Annotated in this window: 19 protein-coding genes; 17 read left to right on the top strand and 2 right to left on the bottom strand. The window is 69.9% G+C overall.

All coding sequences use genetic code 11. The annotated features are described in order from the left end of the window. Window positions 1–25: 25 nt before the first annotated feature. Genes V7Z97_RS13070 through V7Z97_RS13035 form a run of 8 tightly spaced genes read left to right on the top strand, consistent with a single transcriptional unit; the run spans window position 26 to window position 9,354 of the window. Window positions 26–655, top strand: a complete 630-nt coding sequence (locus V7Z97_RS13070; protein WP_334163866.1) for an NADH-quinone oxidoreductase subunit J — start codon at window positions 26–28, stop codon at window positions 653–655. Then, window positions 652–960: an NADH-quinone oxidoreductase subunit NuoK gene (gene nuoK, locus V7Z97_RS13065; RefSeq protein ID WP_111458380.1), complete on the top strand. Its 309-nt coding sequence runs from the start codon at window positions 652–654 to the stop codon at window positions 958–960. Before V7Z97_RS13070 ends, nuoK begins: the two co-directional genes overlap by 4 nt. 10 nt (window positions 961–970) lie before the next feature. Beyond that, entirely contained in the window at window positions 971–3,214 is a 2,244-nt protein-coding gene (nuoL, locus tag V7Z97_RS13060) for an NADH-quinone oxidoreductase subunit L (protein ID WP_334163865.1), read from the top strand. Between the two features lie 18 nt (window positions 3,215–3,232). After that, window positions 3,233–4,720: an NADH-quinone oxidoreductase subunit M gene (locus V7Z97_RS13055; RefSeq protein WP_334163864.1), complete on the top strand. Its 1,488-nt coding sequence runs from the start codon at window positions 3,233–3,235 to the stop codon at window positions 4,718–4,720. 7 nt (window positions 4,721–4,727) lie between these two features. Then, window positions 4,728–6,158 (top strand): NADH-quinone oxidoreductase subunit NuoN, encoded by a 1,431-nt coding sequence (nuoN, locus tag V7Z97_RS13050; protein WP_334163863.1) that lies wholly within the window; start codon window positions 4,728–4,730, stop codon window positions 6,156–6,158. Further along, the gene (locus V7Z97_RS13045) at window positions 6,159–6,899 is read left to right on the top strand and encodes a biotin--[acetyl-CoA-carboxylase] ligase (RefSeq protein WP_334163862.1); all 741 of its coding nucleotides are present in this window, start codon (window positions 6,159–6,161) and stop codon (window positions 6,897–6,899) included. Next, window positions 6,896–7,672, top strand: coding sequence for a type III pantothenate kinase (locus V7Z97_RS13040; RefSeq protein WP_334163889.1), 777 nt, complete (start codon window positions 6,896–6,898; stop codon window positions 7,670–7,672). The genes V7Z97_RS13045 and V7Z97_RS13040 overlap by 4 nt, the downstream gene beginning before the upstream one ends. Beyond that, a complete protein-coding gene (locus V7Z97_RS13035; RefSeq protein ID WP_334163861.1) occupies window positions 7,672–9,354 on the top strand; it encodes a ribonuclease J in 1,683 nt (560 codons plus the stop codon). The genes V7Z97_RS13040 and V7Z97_RS13035 overlap by 1 nt, the downstream gene beginning before the upstream one ends. Here the strand turns inward: V7Z97_RS13035 and V7Z97_RS13030 are convergent. Further along, window positions 9,351–9,710, bottom strand: coding sequence for a hypothetical protein (locus V7Z97_RS13030; RefSeq protein ID WP_334163860.1), 360 nt, complete (start codon window positions 9,708–9,710; stop codon window positions 9,351–9,353). The two genes, V7Z97_RS13035 and V7Z97_RS13030, sit on opposite strands and share 4 nt — an antisense overlap. Window positions 9,711–9,864: 154 nt before the next feature. Here V7Z97_RS13030 and mce point away from each other — a divergent pair, with 154 nt between their 5' ends. The 5 genes from mce to V7Z97_RS13005 all read left to right on the top strand — a co-directional run bounded on the left by mce (window position 9,865) and on the right by V7Z97_RS13005 (window position 13,920). Then, window positions 9,865–10,287: a methylmalonyl-CoA epimerase gene (gene mce, locus V7Z97_RS13025; protein ID WP_334163859.1), complete on the top strand. Its 423-nt coding sequence runs from the start codon at window positions 9,865–9,867 to the stop codon at window positions 10,285–10,287. Continuing rightward, window positions 10,287–10,547 carry a DUF1467 family protein gene (locus V7Z97_RS13020; RefSeq protein WP_334163858.1) on the top strand — a complete coding sequence of 87 codons (261 nt, stop codon included), beginning with the start codon at window positions 10,287–10,289 and terminating at the stop codon, window positions 10,545–10,547. Before mce ends, V7Z97_RS13020 begins: the two co-directional genes overlap by 1 nt. A 76-nt stretch (window positions 10,548–10,623) precedes the next feature. Next, the gene (gene proS, locus V7Z97_RS13015) at window positions 10,624–11,946 is read left to right on the top strand and encodes a proline--tRNA ligase (protein ID WP_334163857.1); all 1,323 of its coding nucleotides are present in this window, start codon (window positions 10,624–10,626) and stop codon (window positions 11,944–11,946) included. Beyond that, window positions 11,943–13,238, top strand: a complete 1,296-nt coding sequence (locus tag V7Z97_RS13010) for a lipoprotein-releasing ABC transporter permease subunit (RefSeq protein ID WP_334163856.1) — start codon at window positions 11,943–11,945, stop codon at window positions 13,236–13,238. Before proS ends, V7Z97_RS13010 begins: the two co-directional genes overlap by 4 nt. Continuing rightward, a complete protein-coding gene (locus V7Z97_RS13005; RefSeq protein WP_334163855.1) occupies window positions 13,231–13,920 on the top strand; it encodes an ABC transporter ATP-binding protein in 690 nt (229 codons plus the stop codon). Before V7Z97_RS13010 ends, V7Z97_RS13005 begins: the two co-directional genes overlap by 8 nt. A 6-nt stretch (window positions 13,921–13,926) precedes the next feature. On the opposite strand, the gene V7Z97_RS13000 is transcribed toward V7Z97_RS13005, so the two are convergent. Then, window positions 13,927–15,153, bottom strand: a complete 1,227-nt coding sequence (locus tag V7Z97_RS13000) for a hypothetical protein (protein WP_334163854.1) — start codon at window positions 15,151–15,153, stop codon at window positions 13,927–13,929. Between the two features lie 122 nt (window positions 15,154–15,275). Between V7Z97_RS13000 and sidA the strand changes: the two genes are divergently transcribed. From sidA to rpsB, 4 genes are all read left to right on the top strand, one after another. Next, the gene (gene sidA / locus V7Z97_RS12995) at window positions 15,276–15,365 is read left to right on the top strand and encodes a cell division inhibitor SidA (RefSeq protein ID WP_325458113.1); all 90 of its coding nucleotides are present in this window, start codon (window positions 15,276–15,278) and stop codon (window positions 15,363–15,365) included. A 16-nt stretch (window positions 15,366–15,381) separates the two neighbouring features. Then, entirely contained in the window at window positions 15,382–18,855 is a 3,474-nt protein-coding gene (dnaE, locus tag V7Z97_RS12990) for a DNA polymerase III subunit alpha (RefSeq protein WP_334163888.1), read from the top strand. Between the two features lie 10 nt (window positions 18,856–18,865). Next, the gene (locus V7Z97_RS12985) at window positions 18,866–19,174 is read left to right on the top strand and encodes a hypothetical protein (protein WP_334163853.1); all 309 of its coding nucleotides are present in this window, start codon (window positions 18,866–18,868) and stop codon (window positions 19,172–19,174) included. A 186-nt stretch (window positions 19,175–19,360) separates the two neighbouring features. Next, window positions 19,361–20,248: a 30S ribosomal protein S2 gene (rpsB, locus tag V7Z97_RS12980; protein WP_334163852.1), complete on the top strand. Its 888-nt coding sequence runs from the start codon at window positions 19,361–19,363 to the stop codon at window positions 20,246–20,248. The last annotated feature ends 33 nt before the right edge of the window (window positions 20,249–20,281 follow it).

Here is a 20,281-nt window from a genome sequence, read left to right as displayed (position 1 = left end):
ATTTGAGGGGAGCTCGAACCCGCCGATGGCCCTCCAGGCGATCGCATTCTACTTGCTGGCGGCGGTGACCGTCCTCGCGGGTTTCTCCGTCGTTTCGGCGCGGAACCCCGTCCACTCCGTGCTGTGGCTGATCCTGGCCTTCTTCTCGGCCGCGGGGCTCTTCGTCCTTCTGGGCGCGGAGTTCCTGGCGATGCTGCTGATCGTGGTCTACGTGGGCGCCGTCGCGGTGCTCTTCCTGTTCGTGGTCATGATGCTGGACGTGGACTTCGTGGCGCTCCGCCAGGGCTTCGCGCGGTACCTGCCGCTGGGCCTGCTGATCGCCGGCATACTGGCCATTGAGATGGTCATGGTCTCGACCACGGTGGCGACCCGCGGCGCGGCCGCGGCCAACGCGGTTCCGAACGCCGCCGGCCGTGACGTGGCCGCCGACGTGACCAACGCCGAGGCGATCGGCCGGGTGCTCTACACGGACTACGTCTACTTCTTCCAGGCGGCGGGCCTGGTGCTGCTGGTGGCCATGATCGGCGCCATCGTGCTGACGCTCCGCCACAAGCCCGGGGTCCGGCGCCAGCTGGTCGCCGATCAGGTTGCGCGCACGCCTAAGGCGGGCATGCGCATCGTCAACCTCAAGCCCGGCGAAGGGGTCGGCGAATGACCATCGGCCTTGCCCACTACCTGGCGGTCGCCGCCATCCTGTTCACGATCGGGGTGTTCGGCATCTTCGTGAACCGCAAGAACATCATCGTCATCCTGATGTCGGTCGAGCTGATCCTGCTCGCCGTGAACATCAACCTGGTGGCCTTTTCGGTCTATCTGCACAACGTGGTGGGGCAGATCTTCGCCATGTTCGTGCTGACCGTCGCCGCGGCGGAAGCCGCCGTGGGCCTGGCCATCCTGGTCACCTTCTTCCGCAACCGCGGCGACATCTCGGTGGATGACGCCTCGATGATGAAGGGCTGAGCGCACCCTCATGTCCGCCGAAACCCTCGTCACCATCATCCTCTTCGGGCCGCTGCTGGGCGCGATCACGGCCGGCCTGTTCGGCCGCCGGATCGGCAATGTCGCCTCGCAGGCCGTCACCACCGGCTTCCTGATGCTGTCGGCGGTCCTCTCCTGGGTCGTCTTCAGCCAGTGGACCTGGGGCGGGCTCGAGCCCTTCACCATCACCTACGCGCCCTTCATCCACGTGGGCGAGTTCGTCTCCAACTGGGCGTTCCGGCTGGACGGCCTGTCGGCGGTGATGCTGGTGGTCGTGACCACCGTCTCCTCCCTCGTGCACCTCTATTCGTGGGGCTACATGGCCGAGGACCCGGACAAGCCGCGGTTCTTCGCCTACCTGTCGCTCTTCACCTTCGCCATGCTGGCGCTGATCAGCGCCGCCGACTTCATGCAGCTGTTCTTCGGCTGGGAGGGCGTGGGCCTGGCGAGCTACCTCCTGATCGGCTTCTGGTTCAAGAAGCCCACCGCCAACGCCGCGGCCATCAAGGCCTTCGTGGTCAACCGGGTCGGCGACTTCGGCTTCGCGCTCGGCATCATGACCGTGTTCTGGGCCTTCGGGACGATCCAGTTCGCCGAGCTGTTCCCGGCCGTGGCGGCCAATGCCGACCGCGCGTGGGAGTTCGCCGGCCAGTCCTGGCGGCTCATGGACCTCGCCTGCGCCTTGCTGTTCGTGGGCGCCATGGGCAAGTCCGCCCAGTTCTTCCTGCACACCTGGCTGCCCGACGCCATGGAGGGCCCGACGCCGGTGTCGGCCCTGATCCACGCGGCGACCATGGTGACCGCCGGCGTTTACATGGTCTGCCTGCTGTCGCCGATGTTCGAATACGCCCCGGTGGCCAAGAACATCGTGACCGTGGTCGGCGCGGTGACGGCGCTGTTCGCCGCCACCGTCGGCCTGACCCAGAACGACATCAAGCGGGTCATCGCCTATTCGACCTGTTCGCAGCTCGGCTACATGTTCTTCGCCGCGGGCGTGGGCGCCTACCAGGCGGCCATGTTCCACCTGTTCACCCACGCCTTCTTCAAGGCCCTGCTGTTCCTGGGCGCCGGCTCGGTGATCCACGGCATGGCCCACGAGCAGGACATGCGCCGCTACGGGGCGCTGGCGAAGTACCTGCCGGTCACCTACGCGGTGATGACCATCGGCACCATCGCCATCACCGGCCTGGGCATCCCGGGCGTGGAGCTGGGCTTCGCCGGATTCTACTCCAAGGACGCCATCATCCACGCCGCCTACGAGGCCGGCGGGGCGGGCGAGCCGTTCGGCTACTTCGCCTTCGTGATCGGCGTCTTCGTGGCCGGCCTGACCGCCTTCTACTCCTGGCGCCTGGCCTTCTTCACCTTCAACGGCCACGCCCGCTGGACGTCCGAGGACCTGGAGCACCACTGGCACAACCGCGACCATGCCCATGGCCACGCGGACGATCACGCCAGCCCGGCCCAGATCGAGACCCACGACGAGCCCCTGGCCAGCGATGACCATGCCCACGGGCATGGCCACGGCGGCCACGACCACAAGCCGCACGAGAGCCCGTGGACCATGCGCCTGCCGCTGATCCTGCTGGCGATCGGGGCGATCGGCGCGGGCTTCGCCTTCCACCACCAGTTCATCGGCGACCACAAGGCCGAGTTCTGGCGCGGCGCCATCTACAACGCCCCGGCGCACCACGCGCCGGCGCACGCCGAGGCGACCGGCCCGGCCGCCCATGAGGGGGCCGCGGTCGCCGCTGCCCCTGCCGCGGAGGGCGCGGCCAGCCACGCCGCCCAGACCGCCGCCGGTCCCGTGCCCGGCACGGACGCCTCGACGGCCGAGGCGCACCACGCGCCGACCTGGGTGATCTGGGCCCCGCTGGTGGCCTCGGTGCTCGGCCTGCTGGTGGCGGCCTACGTCTACCTGCTGCGGGAAGGGCTTGGCGCACGCCTGGCCGCCCGCGGCGGGCCGCTCTACGTCTTCTTCTACAACAAGTGGTTCTTCGACGAGCTCTACGACGCGACCTTCGTCCGCGGCGCGAAGTTCCTCGGCGACCTGTTCTGGAAGGGCGGCGACCAGAAGATCATCGACGGCCTGGGGCCGGACGGGGTCTCGGCCGTCTCCTACGCGGTCGGCCGCGGCACGGGCCGCCTGCAGACCGGCTACGTCTACCACTACGCCTTCGTGATGCTGCTCGGCGTCGCGGGCCTGCTCACCTACGCCCTCTGGGCCTGGAACGCCTAAGGGGAGGGCGCAGACGACATGACCGGCATCCTCTCCCTCATCACCTACGCCCCGATCGTGGGCGTGGCGGGCATCCTGATCCTGCGCCTGCTGCGCGGGCCGGACGATGCGGCGGTGATCAACGCGTCCAGGTGGATCGCGTTCGTGACCACGCTCGCCACCTTCGCGCTCTCGGTGCTGCTGGTGGTCCAGTTCGACCCGAACGTGGCCGGCTTCCAGTTCCTGGAAGAGGTCCCCTGGTTCGGGACCTTCTCCTATCGCATGGGCGTGGACGGCATCTCGGTGCTGTTCGTCCTGCTGACGGCCTTCCTGATGCCGCTGTGCATCGCGGCGTCCTGGCGCTCCATCGAGCACCGGGTCCCCGAGTACATGATCGCCTTCCTGGTCCTCGAGACGCTGGTGATCGGCGTCTTCTGCGCCCTCGACATCGTGCTGTTCTACATCTTCTTCGAGTTCGGCCTGGTCCCGATGTTCCTGATCATCGGCATCTGGGGCGGCGCGCGGCGGGTCTACGCGGCCTTCAAGTTCTTCCTCTACACCCTGCTGGGCTCGGTCCTGATGCTGGCGGCGATCCTCGCCATGATCGGCATCGCCGGCACGAGCTCGATCCCCGAGCTGATGGCCTACGAGTTCGACGCCGGCCTGCAGACCTGGCTCTGGCTCGCCTTCTTCGCCTCCTTCGCGGTGAAGATGCCCATGTGGCCGGTGCACACCTGGCTGCCCGACGCCCACGTCGAGGCGCCCACGGCGGGCTCGGTGATCCTGGCCGGCATCCTGCTGAAGATGGGCGGCTACGGCTTCATGCGCTTCAGCCTGCCGATGTTCCCGGACGCCTCGGAGATGTTCACGCCGCTGGTGTTCGCGCTCAGCGTCATCGCCATCGTCTACACCTCGCTGGTCGCCTTCCGGCAGACCGACATCAAGAAGCTGATCGCCTATTCGTCGGTGGCCCACATGGGCTTCGTGACCATGGGCATCTTCTCGGGCAACGCCCAGGGCGAGCAGGGCGCGCTGTTCCAGATGATCAGCCACGGGGTGATCTCCGGGGCGCTCTTCCTCTGCGTCGGCGTGGTCTACGACCGGATGCACACCCGCGAGATCGCCTTCTACGGCGGGCTGGTGCAGCGGATGCCCTGGTACGCGGCGGTGTTCATGCTGTTCACCATGGGCAATGTCGGCCTGCCGGGCACCTCGGGCTTCGTCGGCGAGATCCTGACCATGACGGGCGCCTACCAGGCGTCGACCTGGACGGCGATCGTGGCGGCCTCGGGCGTGATCCTGTCGGCCATGTACGCGCTGACCCTCTACCGCCGGGTGATCTTCGGGGAACTGGTCAATCCCAAGCTCGCCGCCATCACCGATCTGGACTGGCGCGAGGTGGCGATCTTCGCCCCGCTGATCGCCGCCACCCTCTACCTGGGCGTCCAGCCCAACTCCGTGTTCAACCTGACCGCGGCCTCCGTGGACCAGCTCGTCTCGGTCTACCAAGCGGCCATCGGGGGCTAAGCCGAAGATGACGTTCTCCGCCGACCTCGGCCTTGCATTCCCTGAGCTGATCCTGGCGGGCGGCGCCTTGCTGCTGCTCGTCTGGGGCGCTTTCGCGCCCCGGATGACCACGGCGGTGAGCGCCGCGGCCGTCGTGGCCCTGCTGGGCGCGGCCGTCGCCTCGGCCACCGGCCCGTTCGGGCGCGCCTTCGCCGGCGGCCTGATCTCCGACGAGGCGGCGACCTTCGCCAAGGTGGCGATCTATGTCGCCTCGGCCGTCTGCATCCCGCTCGGCATGCGCTGGTTCGAGCGCCGCGGCGTGCGCAACTTCGAGTTCCCGGTGCTGATCCTGCTGGCCGCGCTCGGCATGGGCATGATGGCCTCGGCCGGCGACCTCATCAGCCTCTATGTCGGCGTCGAGCTGCACTCCCTGGCGCTCTACATCCTGGCCGCCATGCACCGCGACGACGCCAAGGCCTCCGAGGCCGGCCTGAAGTACTTCGTGCTGGGCGCGCTCTCCTCCGGCCTGCTGCTCTATGGCGCCAGCCTGATCTACGGCTTCGCCGGCTCGACCCTGTTCTCCGACATCGCCGTGGCCGCCCAGGCGGGCGCCAACACCGGCCTGCTGTTCGGCCTGGTGTTCCTGATCTGCGGCCTCGCCTTCAAGGTCTCCGCCGCGCCGTTCCACATGTGGACGCCGGACGTCTACGAGGGCGCGCCGACCCCGGTCGTGGCCTTCTTCGCCGCCGCGCCGAAGCTGGCGGCCATGGTGCTTTTCGCCCGGGTGCTCGCGGAGGGCTTCGCCGGCGCCGTGCCGCAGTGGCAGCAGGTGCTGATCGCCATCGCGCTGATCTCGGTCTTCGTCGGGGCCTTCGCGGGTCTGGCGCAGAAGAACCTCAAGCGCCTGTGGGCCTACTCCTCCATCGCCAACGTCGGCTACGCCATCCTCGGCCTCGCCGCCGGGACGGGTGAGGGCGTCCAGGCCATGCTGATGTTCATGGTCCTCTACATGATCGACGTGACGGGCTTCTTCGCCTGCCTCGCGGCCCTGTCGCGCCAGGGGAGGTCGATGGAGACGATCGAGGACATGGCCGGCCTGATCAAGGAACAGCCGGGCCTGGCGCTGGCCATGACCGCCTTCTCGCTCTCGGCGCTCGGCCTGCCGCCGTTCTCCGGCTTCTGGGCCAAGGTCTATGTCTTCAAGGCCGCCATCGACGCGGGCCTCGGCTGGGCCGCCGTCGCCGGGCTGATCGGCTCGGTCGTGGCCGCCTTCTACTACCTGCGCCTGATCAAGGTGATGTGGTTCGACGCCGGCGTCGGCGCGACCGACAAACCGGCCTTCGAGGCCCGGTTCATCGCGTTGGCCCTGGCCGTCTTCTCCTTCCCGCTCGTGCTCGTGGCGCTCACCTGGCTCGACCCCCTGGCGGCCCGCGCCGCGGCGGCGTTCGGTCTGGCCTAGGTGCCCGACCACCCGCCGATCGAAGCCTACGACGAGATCGACTCCACCAATGCGGAGGCGCGCCGCCGGGCGGAAGCCGGGGAGGGCGGCCCCCTGTGGATCACCGCCGCGGTCCAGACGGCGGGGCGAGGGCGCCGCGGCCGGGCCTGGTCGACCCAGCGCGGCAACCTCGCCGCCACCCTGCTGATGACCACCGACCTGGCGCCGGTGGAGGCGGCCCAGGTCTCCTTCGTGGCCGCGCTCGCCGCCTGCGACCTGGCCGACACCTGCCTCGGGACAGGCGCCGCGCGGCTGAAGTGGCCCAATGACGTCCTGGTGCATGGCCGAAAGGCGGTCGGCATCCTGGTCGAATCCGGCAGCCGCCCTGACGGGCGGCTGTGGCTGGCCGTGGGGATCGGCGTGAACCTCGCCCACGCGCCGCAGGACGTGGAGCGGCCGGCCGCCGCCTTCGCCGACCACATGAGCGGACCCCCGCCCGCGCCGCGCGACGCGCTGGAGGTGCTGGCGAGCCGTTTCGAGGCCTGGCGCAGGCTCTGGGCGACCCAGGGCTTCGCGCCCGTCGCCAGGGGCTGGACCGACCGCGCCCATGGCCTCGGCCAGCGCTGCGAGGCGCGCCTGCCCAGCCGCACCCTTTCCGGGGTGGCGGAAGGCCTGGACCTGGACGGGGCCCTGCGGCTCAGGCTGGACGACGGCTCGCTGGAGCGCATAACGGCAGGCGACGTGTTCTTCGGGGGCTCCTGATGCTGCTGGCGATCGAGCAGGGCAACACCAACACCCTCTTCGCCGTCCACGACGGCGAGCGGTGGACGGCCCAGTGGCGGGCGGCGACGGAATCCAGCCGCACGGCGGACGAGTACGCGGTCTGGCTCTCGCAGCTCCTGGCCATGGCCGGTCTGCAGCTCGGCGTGTTCAACGGCTGCATCATCTCCAGCGTGGTGCCGCAGTCGATCTTCAACCTCCGCAACCTGGCCCGGCGCTACCTGCACGTGGAGCCGCTGGTGATCGGCGAGAACGCCGAGCTCGGCATTCCGGTGCGGATCGACAAGCCGTCGGAGGCCGGGGCCGACCGGCTGGTCAACGCCATCGGCGCCCATGTGGTCTATCCGGGCGCCCTGATCGTCATCGACTCCGGCACCGCCACCACCTTCGACGTGATCGCCCCCGACGGCGGCTTCGAGGGCGGCGTCATCGCCCCGGGGATCAACCTTTCCATGGAAGCGTTGCACACCGCGGCGGCCAAACTTCCCAGGGTCGCGATCCAGAAGCCCCAGAGGGTGGTGGGCACGGATACGGTGGGCGCGATGCAGTCGGGCGTGTTCTGGGGCTATATCGCCCTGATCGAGGGGCTGATCGCCCGCATCAAGGCCGAACAGGCCCGCCCGCTGACCGTCGTCGCCACCGGCGGCGTCGCCTCGCTATTCCACGGCGCGACCGGCGCCATCGACCACTTCGACCCCGACCTCACAATCCGCGGCATGCTGGAGATCTGGCGCCGCAACTTGAAAGCGACCTGATGGCCAAGGCAAGCGGCCATGACGAACTCGTCTTCCTGCCCCTCGGCGGGTCGAACGAGATCGGCATGAACTTCAATCTCTACGGCTTCGGCCCGTCCCACGACCGCCGCTGGGTGGTGGTGGACCTGGGCGTGACCTTCGGCGACCAGTCGACGCCCGGCGTCGAGGTGATCCTGCCCGACCCCGAGTACATCGAGGAATATGCCGACCGGATCCTCGGCATCGTGGTCACCCACGCCCACGAGGACCACATCGGCGCGGTGGCGCACCTCTGGCCAAGGCTGAAGGCGCCCGTCTACGCCACGCCGTTCACCGCCTTCGTCCTGCGCGAGAAGCTGCGCGAGGCCGACCTCCTGGACCAGGTGCCGATCACCGAGGTGCCGCTGGGCGGCGTCATCGAGCTCGGTCCGTTCCGGATGGAGCTGATCACGCTCACCCACTCGATCCCCGAGCCCAACGGCATCGCCATCAAGACGCCGCTGGGCACCATCCTGCACACGGGCGACTGGAAGATCGACCCGCACCCGCTGCTGGGCGCCCCCACCGACCAGGACGCCATCCGCCGGCTCGGCGACGAGGGCGTGCTGGCGATGGTCTGCGATTCCACCAACGTCTTCGTGGACGGAGTTGCGGGTTCGGAAGCCGAGGTCCGGGACGCGCTGATCCCGCTGATCGGCGGCCTGAAGGGCAAGGTGGCGGTGGCCTGCTTCGCCTCCAACGTCGCCCGGATGGACAGTGTGATCCGCGCCGCCGAGGCGGCGGGGCGCCGGGTCTGCCTCGTGGGCCGCTCCATGCACCGCATGGCCTCGGCCGCCAAGTCCGTCGGCCTGATGCAGGACGTCCAGGACTTCGTGTCGGAGGGCGAGGCCGGCTACTTCCCCGCCGAGAAGATCCTCTACCTGTGCACCGGCAGCCAGGGGGAGCCCCGCGCCGCGCTCTCGCGCATCGCCGACGGCAGCCATCCGCACGTCAGCCTCGGCGCGGGCGATTCCTGCATCTTCTCCTCCCGGGTGATCCCCGGGAACGAGATCCCGATCCGCAACCTGCAGAACAAGCTCGCCGACCGCGGGGTGCGCCTCTACACCGAGCGCGACCACCCCGGCATCCACGTCTCCGGCCACCCCTGCCGCGACGAACTGGCGGAGATGTACCGCTGGGCCCGGCCGCAGATCGCGGTCCCGACCCACGGCGAGCGCCGCCACCTGCTCGAGCACTGCGCCTTCGCCAAGGACCTGCAGGTGCCCCAGGCGGTCGCGCCGCGGAACGGCGACATGGTGCGCCTGGCGCCGGGCCGGGCGGAGATCATCGACGAGGTGCCGTCGGGCCGGCTCTACGTGGACGCCGGCGTGCTCACGCCCGAGAACGGCGAGGCCCTGCGCGAACGCCGCCACGCCGCCTACAACGGCATGCTCTCGGTCTCGGTCGTGCTCGACCGCAAGGGCAAGATCCTGGCGGGCCCCGAGGTGCGGGCGCTGGGCCTGCCCACCGACGAGGACTATCCCCTCGAGGACGTGCTCGACGACCTCTCGGAGGAGGCGGAGAACGCGCTCGACCGCCTGAGCCGCGAGAACCGCGACCTGGACGACGCCGTGGAGACCGCCATGTCGCGGGCCGTGAAGAAGGCCAGCCAGCGGATCTGGGGCCGCCGCCCCGTGGTGGAGACGACGGTGCTGCGGGTCTAGCCGGCCAGGTAGGGCTGAAGCAGGCGCACCTGCAGGAAGCCCAGCACCAGGACCGAGTTGGCGACCCAGGCGATGGTGAGCAGGCGCGCCATGATCCCCCAGGGCTGGCGCGCCGTCTCGGCGCAGCGCCAGACCGCCACCAGCACCCAGGCGGTGTAGATCGCGAAGAGGCCGATCATCGTCTGCTGCAGGGCCGCGTCGCCCTGCATGAGCGCGGCCACGAAGACGGCGATCAGGATCAGGCTGACAAGGACGCCGTAGCCCCAGAACACCGTCGCCAGGCTCGCGTGGCCGCGCCAGGCGTCGAGCGGCGTGGCCGCGACCGGCTTCAGGACGGCGGGGTGAGAATTGGCCATGCGACCTCCCGATCTTGTCTCCGGCGGCCCGGGCCGGCCGGATTTGCTTTGAAAGCTTAGCACGCCAGGGCTGAGCGAGTTTGCGTTTGCGCAACCTGCCGGTTTCCGCCGCGTGATCTCGCGCCGCCGCGGGGGAGGGCGTATATGCCCCTCCATGATCGGAAGACTGAACCACATCGGCGTCGCCACTCCCTCGATCGAGGAGTCCGTGAAGCTCTACCGGGACGTCCTGGGGGCCACGAAGATCGGCGAGAAGTTTCCCATGGAGCAGCAGGGCGTATGGGTCTGCTTCGTGGACCTGCCCAACAGCCAGATCGAGCTGATCGAGCCGCTGGGCGACGCCTCGCCGCTCAAGGGGTTCCTTGAAAAGAACCCGATGGGCGGGCAACACCACGTCTGCTTCGAGGTCAAGGACATCCTCGCCGCCCGCGACGACATGGCCGCCAAGGGCGCGACCGTGCTCAACAACGGCGAGCCCCGCATCGGAGCCCACGGCACGCCGGTGATCTTCGTCCACCCGAAGAACATGGGTGGCGTGCTGGTGGAGCTGATGGAGACACCGAAGGGAGCCCACTGATGGGGCCGTTCACCGCCGTCGCGATCTACATCACCATCTGGTGGACGGTGCTGTTCGCCGTCCTGCCGTGGGGGGTGACCAGCCACGCCCAGGCCGGGATCGACAAGGGGGACGGCGGCGATCCCGGCGCGCCGGTGGATCCCAAGCTGAAGAAGAAGTTCATCACCACGACCTGGATCTCGGCGATCCTCTGGGTCGTTGTCTGGGCCATCATCCACTTCGGCCTGCTCAAGCTGCCCAACCTGCCGTCCGGCTACTAAGCGGGCCGTTGCCAAGCGGAGCCGGCGGGGGCTATCAGGGCCGCTCGCCGTAAGCTCCAGGGACACCCGTCAAACGATGCGCCTCTCGCGTTACTTCATGCCGACCCTGCGCGAGGCGCCGTCCGACGCCCAGATCGTGTCCCACCAGCTGATGCTGCGCGCCGGCCTGATCCGCCAGGAGGCGGCGGGCATCTACGCCTGGCTGCCGCTGGGCCTGAAGGTGCTGAAGAAGATCGAGCAGATCGTCCGCGAGGAGATGGACCGCGCCGGCGCCGTCGAGATCCTCATGCCCACCCTGCAACTCGCCGACCTGTGGCGGGAGAGCGGGCGCTACGACGACTACGGCGAGGAGATGCTGCGGATCAAGGACCGCCATGAGCGGGACCTGCTGTACGGCCCCACGGCGGAGGAGGTCGTCACCGACATCTTCCGGTCTTATGTGAAGTCCTACAAGGACTTGCCGAAGAATCTTTACAACATCCAGTGGAAGTTCCGCGACGAACGCCGCCCCCGGTTCGGGGTTATGCGCGGCCGCGAGTTCCTGATGAAGGACGCCTATTCGTTCGACATCGACGAGGCCGCCGCCCGGCGCGCCTACAACCGGATGTTCCTGGCCTATCTGAACATCTACGCGCGGCTGGGCCTCAAGGCGATCCCGGTGCGGGCGGACACCGGCCCGATTGGCGGCGACCTGTCGCACGAGTTCATCATCCTGGCCGACACCGGCGAGAGCCAGGTGTTCGCCCACCGCGACCTGGTCGAGATGGGCGCGCCGGGCCCCGACCTCGACTGGGACGGCGACCTGCAGCCGCTCGTCGAGCAGCGCACCCGCCTCTACGCCGCCTCCGACGAGATGCACGACCAGGCCCGCTTCGAGGCCGAGGCCGCCGAGGGCGACCGGATGACGGCCCGCGGCATCGAGGTCGGTCACATCTTCTACTTCGGCGAGAAGTACTCCAAGCCGATGGGCGCCAGGGTGGCCGGACCGGACGGCAAGGAAGTCCCCGTGCACATGGGCTCCTACGGCGTCGGCGTCTCGCGCCTGGTGGGCGCGATCATCGAGGCGAGCCACGACGACGCCGGCATCATCTGGCCCGATCCCGTGGCCCCGTTCGGCGCGGCCGTCGTCAACCTGCGGCCGGGCGAGCCCACCGTCGACGAGGTGGCCGAGCAGGCCTACCGGGCGCTCGCCGACCGCGGCAAGGAGCCCTGCCTCGACGACCGCGACGACCGCCCGGGCGCGAAGTTCGCCTCCCTGGACCTGGTCGGCGTGCCTTGGCAGCTCATCGTCGGTCCCAAGGGGGTCGCCGAGGGCGCGGTGGAGATCAAGCGCCGCGCCACGGGCGAGCGCCAGACCCTGCCGCTGGAGCAGGCCCTGAAGGCGATCTGCGCCGCATGAGCGACCCCGCCGCTCCCATCGGCGGGCGTGCGCCGCCCTTCGGCCTGTGGGAACGCATGCTCGCCGGACGCTACCTGCGCGCCAAGCGCAGCCAGGGCGGCGTGGCGCTGATCTCGGTCATCTCCTTCATCGGCATCATGCTGGCCGTGGCCACCCTGATCATCGTCATGAGCGTGATGAACGGCTTCCGCACCGAGCTGCTCGGGCGGATCCTGGGCTTCAACGGCCATGTGTTCGTGGCCGGTCCCGTTCTCGACGGGGACGGGCGCGACGCCGCCGTCGCCCGCATCGCCAAGGTGCCCGGCGTGGTGCAGGTGGCGCCGATCATCGAGGCCCAGGCCATCGCCATGGGCCCCACCCAGATCTCCGGGACCATCGTCCGCGGCATCGCGCCGAAGGACCTGGCGGCCACGCGGCTCGTCTCCGGCAACATCACCCGCGGCTCGATCCGCGGCTTCGGCGAGGGCGAGTACGGCGGCGACATCATCGTCGTGGGCGAGCGGCTGGCCCAGGCGCTGGGTGTCTCGCCCGGCGACGCCCTGACCCTGATCTCCCCCACCGGCGGCGCCACCGCGTTCGGCGGCACCCCGCTGCAGAAGACCTACACGGTCGGCGGGACCTTCAGCGTCGGCATGAGCCAGTACGACCAGGCCTACATCTACATGCCCTTCGCCCAGGCCCAGCTGTTCTTCGGGCGCGAGGGAACGGCCGACGTGATCGAGGTGAAGGTCGCCGACCCGGACAAGGCCACGCAGATGAAGGCGGCGGTGCACCGCGCCGCCGGGCCCTTGGCCATGGTCACCGACTGGACCCAGCGGGACTCCTCCTTCTGGGGCGCGCTGAAGGTCGAGCGCAACGTCATGCGCCTGATCCTCATGCTGCTGGTGGCCATCGCGGCCATGAACATCATCTCGGGCCTCGTGATGCTGGTGAAGAACAAGGGCCGCGACATCGCCATCCTGCGCACCATGGGCGCGGGGCAGGGGTCGATCCTGCGGATCTTCTTCATGTCGGGGGCCTCGATCGGCGTGCTGGGCACCGCCGTGGGGCTGACGCTCGGCATCGTCTTCTGCATCTACATCGGACCGATCCAGCAGTTCGTGGAATGGGCGACGGGCCAGGCGGTGTTCGCCTCCGACGTCTATTTCCTGAACCGCATCCCGGCGAAGGTGGACTGGCGGGAGGTGGCGATCATCACCTTCTGGGCCCTGGCCATGAGCTTCCTGGCGACCCTGCCGCCCGCCTGGCGGGCCTCGCGCCTCGATCCGGTGGAGGCGCTCCGCTATGAGTGAGCCCGTCCTCTCCATCCGCGGCCTCGAGCGCACCTACGTCACCGCCGCGGGGCCGCTCAACGTCCTGCGCGGCGTCGACCTGGACCTGCGGCCGGGCGAGATCGTCGGCCTGATCGGGCCCTCCGGCTCAGGCAAGTCGTCCCTGCTGCACGCCGCGGGCCTGCTGGAGCATCCCGACGGCGGCCGCATCTCGGTGCTGGGCCAGGACTGCACGGACCTCTCGGACCGCCAGCGCACACGGGTGCGGCTGGCCACCATCGGCTTCGTCTACCAGTTCCACCACCTGCTGCCGGAGTTCTCGGCGGTCGACAACGTGGCCCTGCCGCAGATGATCGCCGGCAGGAGCCGCAAGGCCGCCCAGGAGCGGGCCCGCACCCTGCTGACCGAACTCGGCCTGAAGGAGCGGGCGCACCACCAGCCGGCGCAGCTCTCGGGCGGGGAACAGCAGCGGGTCGCCATCGCCCGCGCGCTCGCCAACTCGCCCCGCCTCCTGCTGGCCGACGAGCCGACGGGCAACCTCGACCCGACCACCTCGGGCGCGGTGTTCGAGAACCTCTATGCGCTGGCCCGCAGCGAGGGCGTGGCGGCGCTGGTCGCCACCCACAACCTAGAGCTCGCCCGCCACATGGACCGGGTCTTCGCGCTCAAGGACGGCCACCTGGAAGAGCAGCCGCGGGGCTAGCCGCCGCTATCGCTGGCGCCGCCAGGCCTCGCCCGTGGCCGGGGCGGGCGCGTCGGCGGCGGAGATCTGGTCGATTAGGTCCAGGGCGACTTTGCTTCCGGCGTCGATGTCGGATTCTCTGGCCAGACCCTGCCGGACCTCGAACAGATAGTCCCCGCGGCGAAGGACGTACATCGTCTGGATCTGCCCGTCCTTGTCCATCCACCACCGGCCGGCGAGCACCGGCTCGTCGCGCCCTGGCCGCAGCTTGGAGAGACTGCGGGTGACCCCGTACGCCTCCTCTTCCTGCCGGATCCGTTCGGCGACGTAGGCCTTGTCCGTGGACTTGTCGGGCATGAAGGTCGCGTCGACCACGGTCCAGCTATCCTGCGTCGACCAGGTGCAGGCCAGGTCCAGGCCCTCATCGCTGATGTCCAGCACCTGCACGCGGATGCGCTCGAAGGGACCGTAGGCGGGCCGGCAGGCAAACCCGGAGCCGCGGAACACCCAGTCGCCGTTCCTGGCTTCCGTCACCAACCCTCCGTCGGGGGCAAGGAGGGTCGCGGGCGTGGAGACGCTGACGCCGGACGGGCGGAACAGCTCGGCGCGGGGCCCGGCCGCGGTCTCCAGCAGCAGGGACACGGCCCCGCCGTCGTCGCCGTAGGCGGCGAGCCCTTCGGCCTTGGCCTCCGCGGCCGCGGCGATGTCGTCGGCGAGCAGCGTCGCGGCGGGCGGTCCATCGTAGACCTTGAACAGGAAGAAGGGCTCATCGCCCTGCCGGCTCACGAGGTAGTAGGCCGGCGGCGCCGTTGCGCCGGGCAGTCCGCGGCGCGTGCGGCTCCACGCGGCGGCGTCGATCGGCGACGGGCCCCGGACCAGGAAGTAGGCGTCGCCGCGTCCGGTGGCGATGGCGACGCGCACGGGGGCGTTGCCGGCGCCGGAGAACAGCGTCCAGACCACGTCATCGGCGGCGAAGCGCGCCACAGGGCATCCGCCGGCCGCCTTGAGGTCGGCCTCGGACCAGCCCTGGCCGGTGGGGTCGTGGAGGGTGAGGAACAGGCCGGCCATGAGCCCGGCGCGTCCTGCCTCGTCCAGCGGCGCCTTGAAGGTCAGCGGCTTGCCGGTGGCGGCGAGCGGCGTGCCGCAACTGGGCGGCGGCAGGGCCTGGAACATCCGCGGGCTGTCGGCGGCGGCCGCGGAGAACGGCGTCGCGAGACAGGCGAGCGCTGCGACGACAAGGGAACGGACGAACATGCGGAGCCTCCCCGAATCCAGGCTTCGCTATAGCAGCTTGACGATGAGAACAAAACCGGAATAAGAACGAAAACGGAACGCAACCGGTCGTCCACAGGACACCCACAGCAGGAACGTCGCACATGGTTCGTCTGGCTCGGGAATCACTGGCTTTTGCCTCGGTGGCCAGCTTTGTCTGGATGATGTGCTCGGTGGCGGCCCACGTGGGGTGACGACGCCATGAGCCGGATGGCGGAGGCGGCGGGGTTGAGCGGCGAGGGGGCTTCTGGCGAGGGCGGCTTCGTCCACCTGCGGGTCCGGTCCGCCTATTCCCTGCTCGAAGGGGCCATCAAGGCCGACAAGATCGGCGCGCTGGCCCACGGCCAGCACATGCCGGCCGTGGCGCTCACCGACCGCGCCAACCTGTTCGGGGCGCTGGAGTTCTCGGTGGCCACCAAGGGCGCGGGCGTCCAGCCGATCGTCGGCTGCGCCCTGCCGGTCTCCGGGATCGGCGAGAAGCCGCCGGAACGCTGGGCCAAGACGCCCACCGTCGTCCTGCTCGCCCAGAGCGAGCGGGGGTACCTCAACCTCTGCGAGCTCTCGTCCATCGCCTATGTCGAGAGCGACGGGACCGAGGACCCGCACGTGCCCTGGGCCCGGGTGGCCGAGCATGCCGAGGGGCTGATCCTGCTCTCCGGCGGTCCCGACGGGCCGGTCGACCATCTGTTCGCGGCCGGCAAGGTGAAGGAGGGACGCGCGGCGCTCTCCGAGATGCACCGGGTGTTCGGCGACCGCTTCTATGTGGAGCTGCAGCGCCACGGTCTGGCGTCCGAGGCGGCGGCCGAGGGCGAGCTGGTGGCCTTCGCCTACGACCAGGACGCGCCGCTCGTCGCCACCAACGACTGCTACTTCGCCAAACAGGCCATGCATCAGGCGCACGACGCCCTGCTGTGCATCGCCGACGGCAGCTTCATCGGCCAGGACGAGCGCCGGCGGGTCACCGCCGAGCACTGGTTCAAGCCGGCGGCCGACATGCGGGCCCTGTTCGCGGACCTCCCGGAGGCCTGCGACAACACCGTCGACATCGCCCGCCGCTGCGCCTTCATGGTCCACAAGCGCGACCCCCTGCTGCCGCGCTTCCCCACCGAGGGCGGCCGCTCCGAGGCGGACGAGCTGGCCCACCAGGCGCGCGAGGGCCTGAAGCTGCGGATGGCCCGCGGCCAGGCCAATTCCGCGCCGGCGGAGGAGTACGAGGCCAGGCTGGAGCGGGAGATCGGGGTCATCACCCAGATGGGCTTCCCCGGCTACTTCCTGATCGTTGCGGACTTCATCAAGTGGGCGAAGGCCCACGAGATTCCGGTCGGCCCGGGCCGCGGCTCGGGGGCGGGCTCCCTGGTCGCCTATGCGCTGACCATCACCAACCTTGACCCGCTGCAGTACGGCCTGCTGTTCGAGCGCTTCCTCAATCCGGAGCGGGTGTCCATGCCCGACTTCGACATCGACTTCTGCCAGGAACGGCGGGAGGAGGTGATCAGCTACGTCCAGCAGCGCTACGGCCGCGACCGGGTGGCCCAGATCATCACCTTCGGCACCCTGCAGGCCCGCGCCGTGCTGCGCGACGTGGGCCGGGTGCTGCAGCTGCCGCTGGGGCAGGTGGACCGGCTAGCCAAGATGGTGCCCGCCAACCCGGCCAACCCGGTGACCCTGGCCCAGGCCATCGACATCGAGCCGCGCCTGCGCCAGGCCCGCGACGAGGACGAGGGCGTCGCCCGGCTGCTGGACACCGCCCTGCAGCTGGAGGGCCTCTACCGCAACGCCTCGACCCACGCCGCCGGCGTGGTGATCGGCGACCGCCCGCTGACCGAGCTGACGCCGCTCTACCGCGATCCGCGCTCCGAGCTGCCGGCCACCCAGTTCAACATGAAGTGGGTGGAAAGCGCGGGCCTGGTGAAGTTCGACTTCCTGGGCCTGAAGACGCTCACCGTCATCGACCGGGCGCTGAAGTACCTGGAGAAGCGCGGCGCGCGGGTCGACATGACGGCCCTGCCGCTCGACGACGCCAAGACCTATGAGCTGATGAGCAACGCCCAGACGGTGGGGGTCTTCCAGCTCGAAGGGCAGGGGATGCGCGACACCCTGCGCCAGCTCCGCCCCAACTCGATCGAGGACGTCACCGCCATCGGCGCCCTCTACCGACCGGGCCCGATGGACAACATCCCGGCCTTCGTGGACTGCAAGTTCGGGCGCAAGCCGATCGACACCCTGCACCCGACGCTGGCGCCGGTGCTGAACGAGACCTACGGCATCATCGTCTACCAGGAACAGGTGATGCAGATCGCCCAGATCCTGGCGGGCTACAGCCTGGGCGAAGCCGACCTTCTTCGCCGCGCCATGGGCAAGAAGAAGAAGGAGGAGATGGACGCCCAGCGGGCGCGGTTCGTCTCCGGCGCGGAGAAGAACGGCATCCCAGCGGCCCAGGCCGGCGCGATCTTCGACCTGGTCGACAAGTTCGCCGGCTACGGCTTCAACAAGTCCCACGCCGCGGCCTATGCGGTCGTCAGCTACCAGACCGCCTGGCTCAAGGCGAACGCGCCGGTCGAGTTCTTCGCCGCGTCCATGAGCCTCGACATCGCCAACACCGACAAGCTCAGCGTCTTCTACCAGGACGCCAAGCGGTTCGGCGTGAAGATCCGGCCGCCCGACATCAACCGATCGGCCGCCGACTTCGAGGTGGAGGACGGCGAGGTGCTCTATGCGCTGGGCGCCATCCGAAACGTCGGCCTGCAGGCCATGGAGCACGTGGTGGAGGTCCGCCGCGAGGGCGGGCCGTTCCGCGACATCTTCGACTTCGTCGAGCGGGTGGACCCACGGCAGGTCAACAAGCGCACCTTCGAGACGCTCGCCCGGGCCGGCGCCTTCGACGCCATCCATCCGAACCGGGCCCAGCTGGTCGAGGCCGCCGACCTGCTGCTGGGGTTCGCCCAGAGCGTGGCCGCCCAGCGGGCGTCGGAGCAGGCCGCGCTGTTCGGCGACAGCAACGACCAGCTGGCCGAGGCCCAGAAGCGCAAGATGCCCAGGCGGGAGCCCTGGACGCCGACCGAGCGCCTGGACGAGGAGCTGGCGGCGATCGGCTTCTACCTCTCCGGCCACCCGCTCGAGGACATGGTCGAGGCCCTGCGCCGCAAGCGCACCGACCTCTACACCGACGCCATCGCCAAGGCGCTCGCCGGGGCCGAAGCCCTGCGGATGGCCGGCATCGTGCGGCGCAAGCTGGAGAAGCCGGGCCGCACGGGCGAGAAGTTCGCCTTCGTGACCCTGTCCGATCCGACCGGCGAGTACGAGGTGCTGTTCCCGCCGGAGACCCTGCGCCGCTGCCGTGACTTCCTGGAGCCGGGCAAGGCGGTCTCGATCCGCGTCCGCGCCAAGGCCAGCGAGGGCGAGGTGCGCTTCTTCGGCGACGACGCCATGCCGGTGGAGAAGGCGATCGAGAACGCCGTCGCGGGCCTGCGCGTCCACCTGGCCCCCCGCAGCGCCGAGATCGAGGCCCTGAAGAAGCGGCTGGAGGGCGTCACCGACCCCCGCGGCGGCGAGATCCTGCTGGTCGCGGGCCTCGGCGCGGGCCGGGAGGTGGAGATGAAGCTGCCCGGCCGCTTCACCCTCAACGGCGCTGTCCGCGGCGCCCTGAAGACCGCGCCGGGCGTGGTGTTCGTCGAGGATCTCTGAGGAGAACGCCTTGAGGCTGACGTTCGCCGCCGCCGCCGCCCTGGCCCTGGTCGCCGCGCCGGCTGCGGCCCAGGGTTACGGGACGTTCGCGCCCAAGGCCCCGAAGCCCCCGCTCGCCAGCCCCGGCTATCCGGCCTACAAGCCGCCGTCGCTGACCGCGCCGCCGTCGTACGGCGTGCCGGCGCCCTCCACGGCCGCGCCGCCCGCGAAGCCCAGGCCCTACGATCCCGACCCGCCCCGGCCGCCGGCCTTCAAGCCCCACGAACCCTACAGGCCGCCCAGCCTGTTCGGGCCGCCCGGCCAGCCGAAGCGGACGTAGGGCGCGAGCCGCGCGCGGCCCGCCCGGGGCACTTGATTTTCCGGCGCTTTCCCCCTACATGCGCCGCTCCAATCCACACGCAGGCGTTCGGCCTGGCCGGGGAGACATCCCGACCACGTCCGTTCCGGTCCTCTTCGGAGGGTTTGCCTGCGGCGGTTCAACCGGAAGAAAGACGAGATACAGACGATGGCTCTGCCTGAATTCTCCATGCGCCAGCTCCTGGAAGCCGGCGCCCACTTCGGCCACCAGACCCACCGCTGGAACCCGAAGATGGACCGCTACATCTTCGGCAGCCGGTCCAACATCCACATCATCGACCTGTCGCAGTCGATCCCGCTGCTCCACCAGGCCCTGGTGAAGGTGCGCGAAGTCGCCGCGTCCGGCGGCCGGATCCTGTTCGTCGGCACCAAGCGCCAGGCCTCCGAGCCGATCGCCACGGCGGCGCGCCGCTGCGCCCAGTACTATGTGAACCACCGCTGGCTGGGCGGCACGCTCACCAACTGGCGCACCGTCTCGGGCTCGATCGCCCGCCTGCGCGAGCTGGAAGGCGTGCTGGAAGGCGAGAGCGGCCGCACCAAGAAGGAGCTGCTGCAGCTGACCCGCGAGCGCGACAAGCTCGAGCTGAGCCTCGGTGGCATCAAGGACATGGGCGGCATCCCGGACCTGATGTTCGTGATCGACACCAACAAGGAAGCGATCGCGATCCAGGAAGCCCGCAAGCTGAACATTCCGGTGATCGCCATCCTGGACACCAACTGCAATCCGGACGGCATCACCTATCCGATCCCGGGCAACGACGACGCGGCCCGCGCCATCCAGCTCTACTGCGACCTGATGGCCGACGCGATCCTCGACGGCCTGGCCGCCGGCCAGGCGGCCTCGGGCGTCGACCTCGGCGCCTCGGAGGCTCCGGTGGAGCCGGCCCTGGCCCGCGAACTGACGCCGCAGGCCCCGGCCGAGCCCGAGGTGAGCGCGCCGGAAGCCGCGGCCCTGGAAGCCGAGATGACCGGCGCGGAAGCCCCGGCGGAAGCCGAGGCCGCGCCGGAAGCCGCCTCCGAGCAGCCGAACTCGTAAGAGACCCGGTCGGGCGCAGGTCCTGCGCCCGCC

This window comes from Phenylobacterium sp. (assembly GCF_036821595.1).
Lineage (GTDB): Bacteria > Pseudomonadota > Alphaproteobacteria > Caulobacterales > Caulobacteraceae > Phenylobacterium.
Note: the sequence above shows the minus strand (reverse complement) of the source record. Positions and strands in the feature narration are given on the sequence as shown.

Coding starts and splice junctions, on each gene's coding strand:
- V7Z97_RS13070 (WP_334163866.1), top strand. CDS start 26: ATGGCCCTCCAGGCGATCGCATTCTACTTGCTGGCGGCGGTGACCGTC.
- nuoK (WP_111458380.1), top strand. CDS start 652: ATGACCATCGGCCTTGCCCACTACCTGGCGGTCGCCGCCATCCTGTTC.
- nuoL (WP_334163865.1), top strand. CDS start 971: ATGTCCGCCGAAACCCTCGTCACCATCATCCTCTTCGGGCCGCTGCTG.
- V7Z97_RS13055 (WP_334163864.1), top strand. CDS start 3,233: ATGACCGGCATCCTCTCCCTCATCACCTACGCCCCGATCGTGGGCGTG.
- nuoN (WP_334163863.1), top strand. CDS start 4,728: ATGACGTTCTCCGCCGACCTCGGCCTTGCATTCCCTGAGCTGATCCTG.
- V7Z97_RS13035 (WP_334163861.1), top strand. CDS start 7,672: ATGGCCAAGGCAAGCGGCCATGACGAACTCGTCTTCCTGCCCCTCGGC.
- V7Z97_RS13030 (WP_334163860.1), bottom strand. CDS start 9,710: ATGGCCAATTCTCACCCCGCCGTCCTGAAGCCGGTCGCGGCCACGCCG.
- mce (WP_334163859.1), top strand. CDS start 9,865: ATGATCGGAAGACTGAACCACATCGGCGTCGCCACTCCCTCGATCGAG.
- V7Z97_RS13020 (WP_334163858.1), top strand. CDS start 10,287: ATGGGGCCGTTCACCGCCGTCGCGATCTACATCACCATCTGGTGGACG.
- proS (WP_334163857.1), top strand. CDS start 10,624: ATGCGCCTCTCGCGTTACTTCATGCCGACCCTGCGCGAGGCGCCGTCC.
- V7Z97_RS13010 (WP_334163856.1), top strand. CDS start 11,943: ATGAGCGACCCCGCCGCTCCCATCGGCGGGCGTGCGCCGCCCTTCGGC.
- V7Z97_RS13005 (WP_334163855.1), top strand. CDS start 13,231: ATGAGTGAGCCCGTCCTCTCCATCCGCGGCCTCGAGCGCACCTACGTC.
- V7Z97_RS13000 (WP_334163854.1), bottom strand. CDS start 15,153: ATGTTCGTCCGTTCCCTTGTCGTCGCAGCGCTCGCCTGTCTCGCGACG.
- sidA (WP_325458113.1), top strand. CDS start 15,276: ATGGTTCGTCTGGCTCGGGAATCACTGGCTTTTGCCTCGGTGGCCAGC.
- dnaE (WP_334163888.1), top strand. CDS start 15,382: ATGGCGGAGGCGGCGGGGTTGAGCGGCGAGGGGGCTTCTGGCGAGGGC.
- rpsB (WP_334163852.1), top strand. CDS start 19,361: ATGGCTCTGCCTGAATTCTCCATGCGCCAGCTCCTGGAAGCCGGCGCC.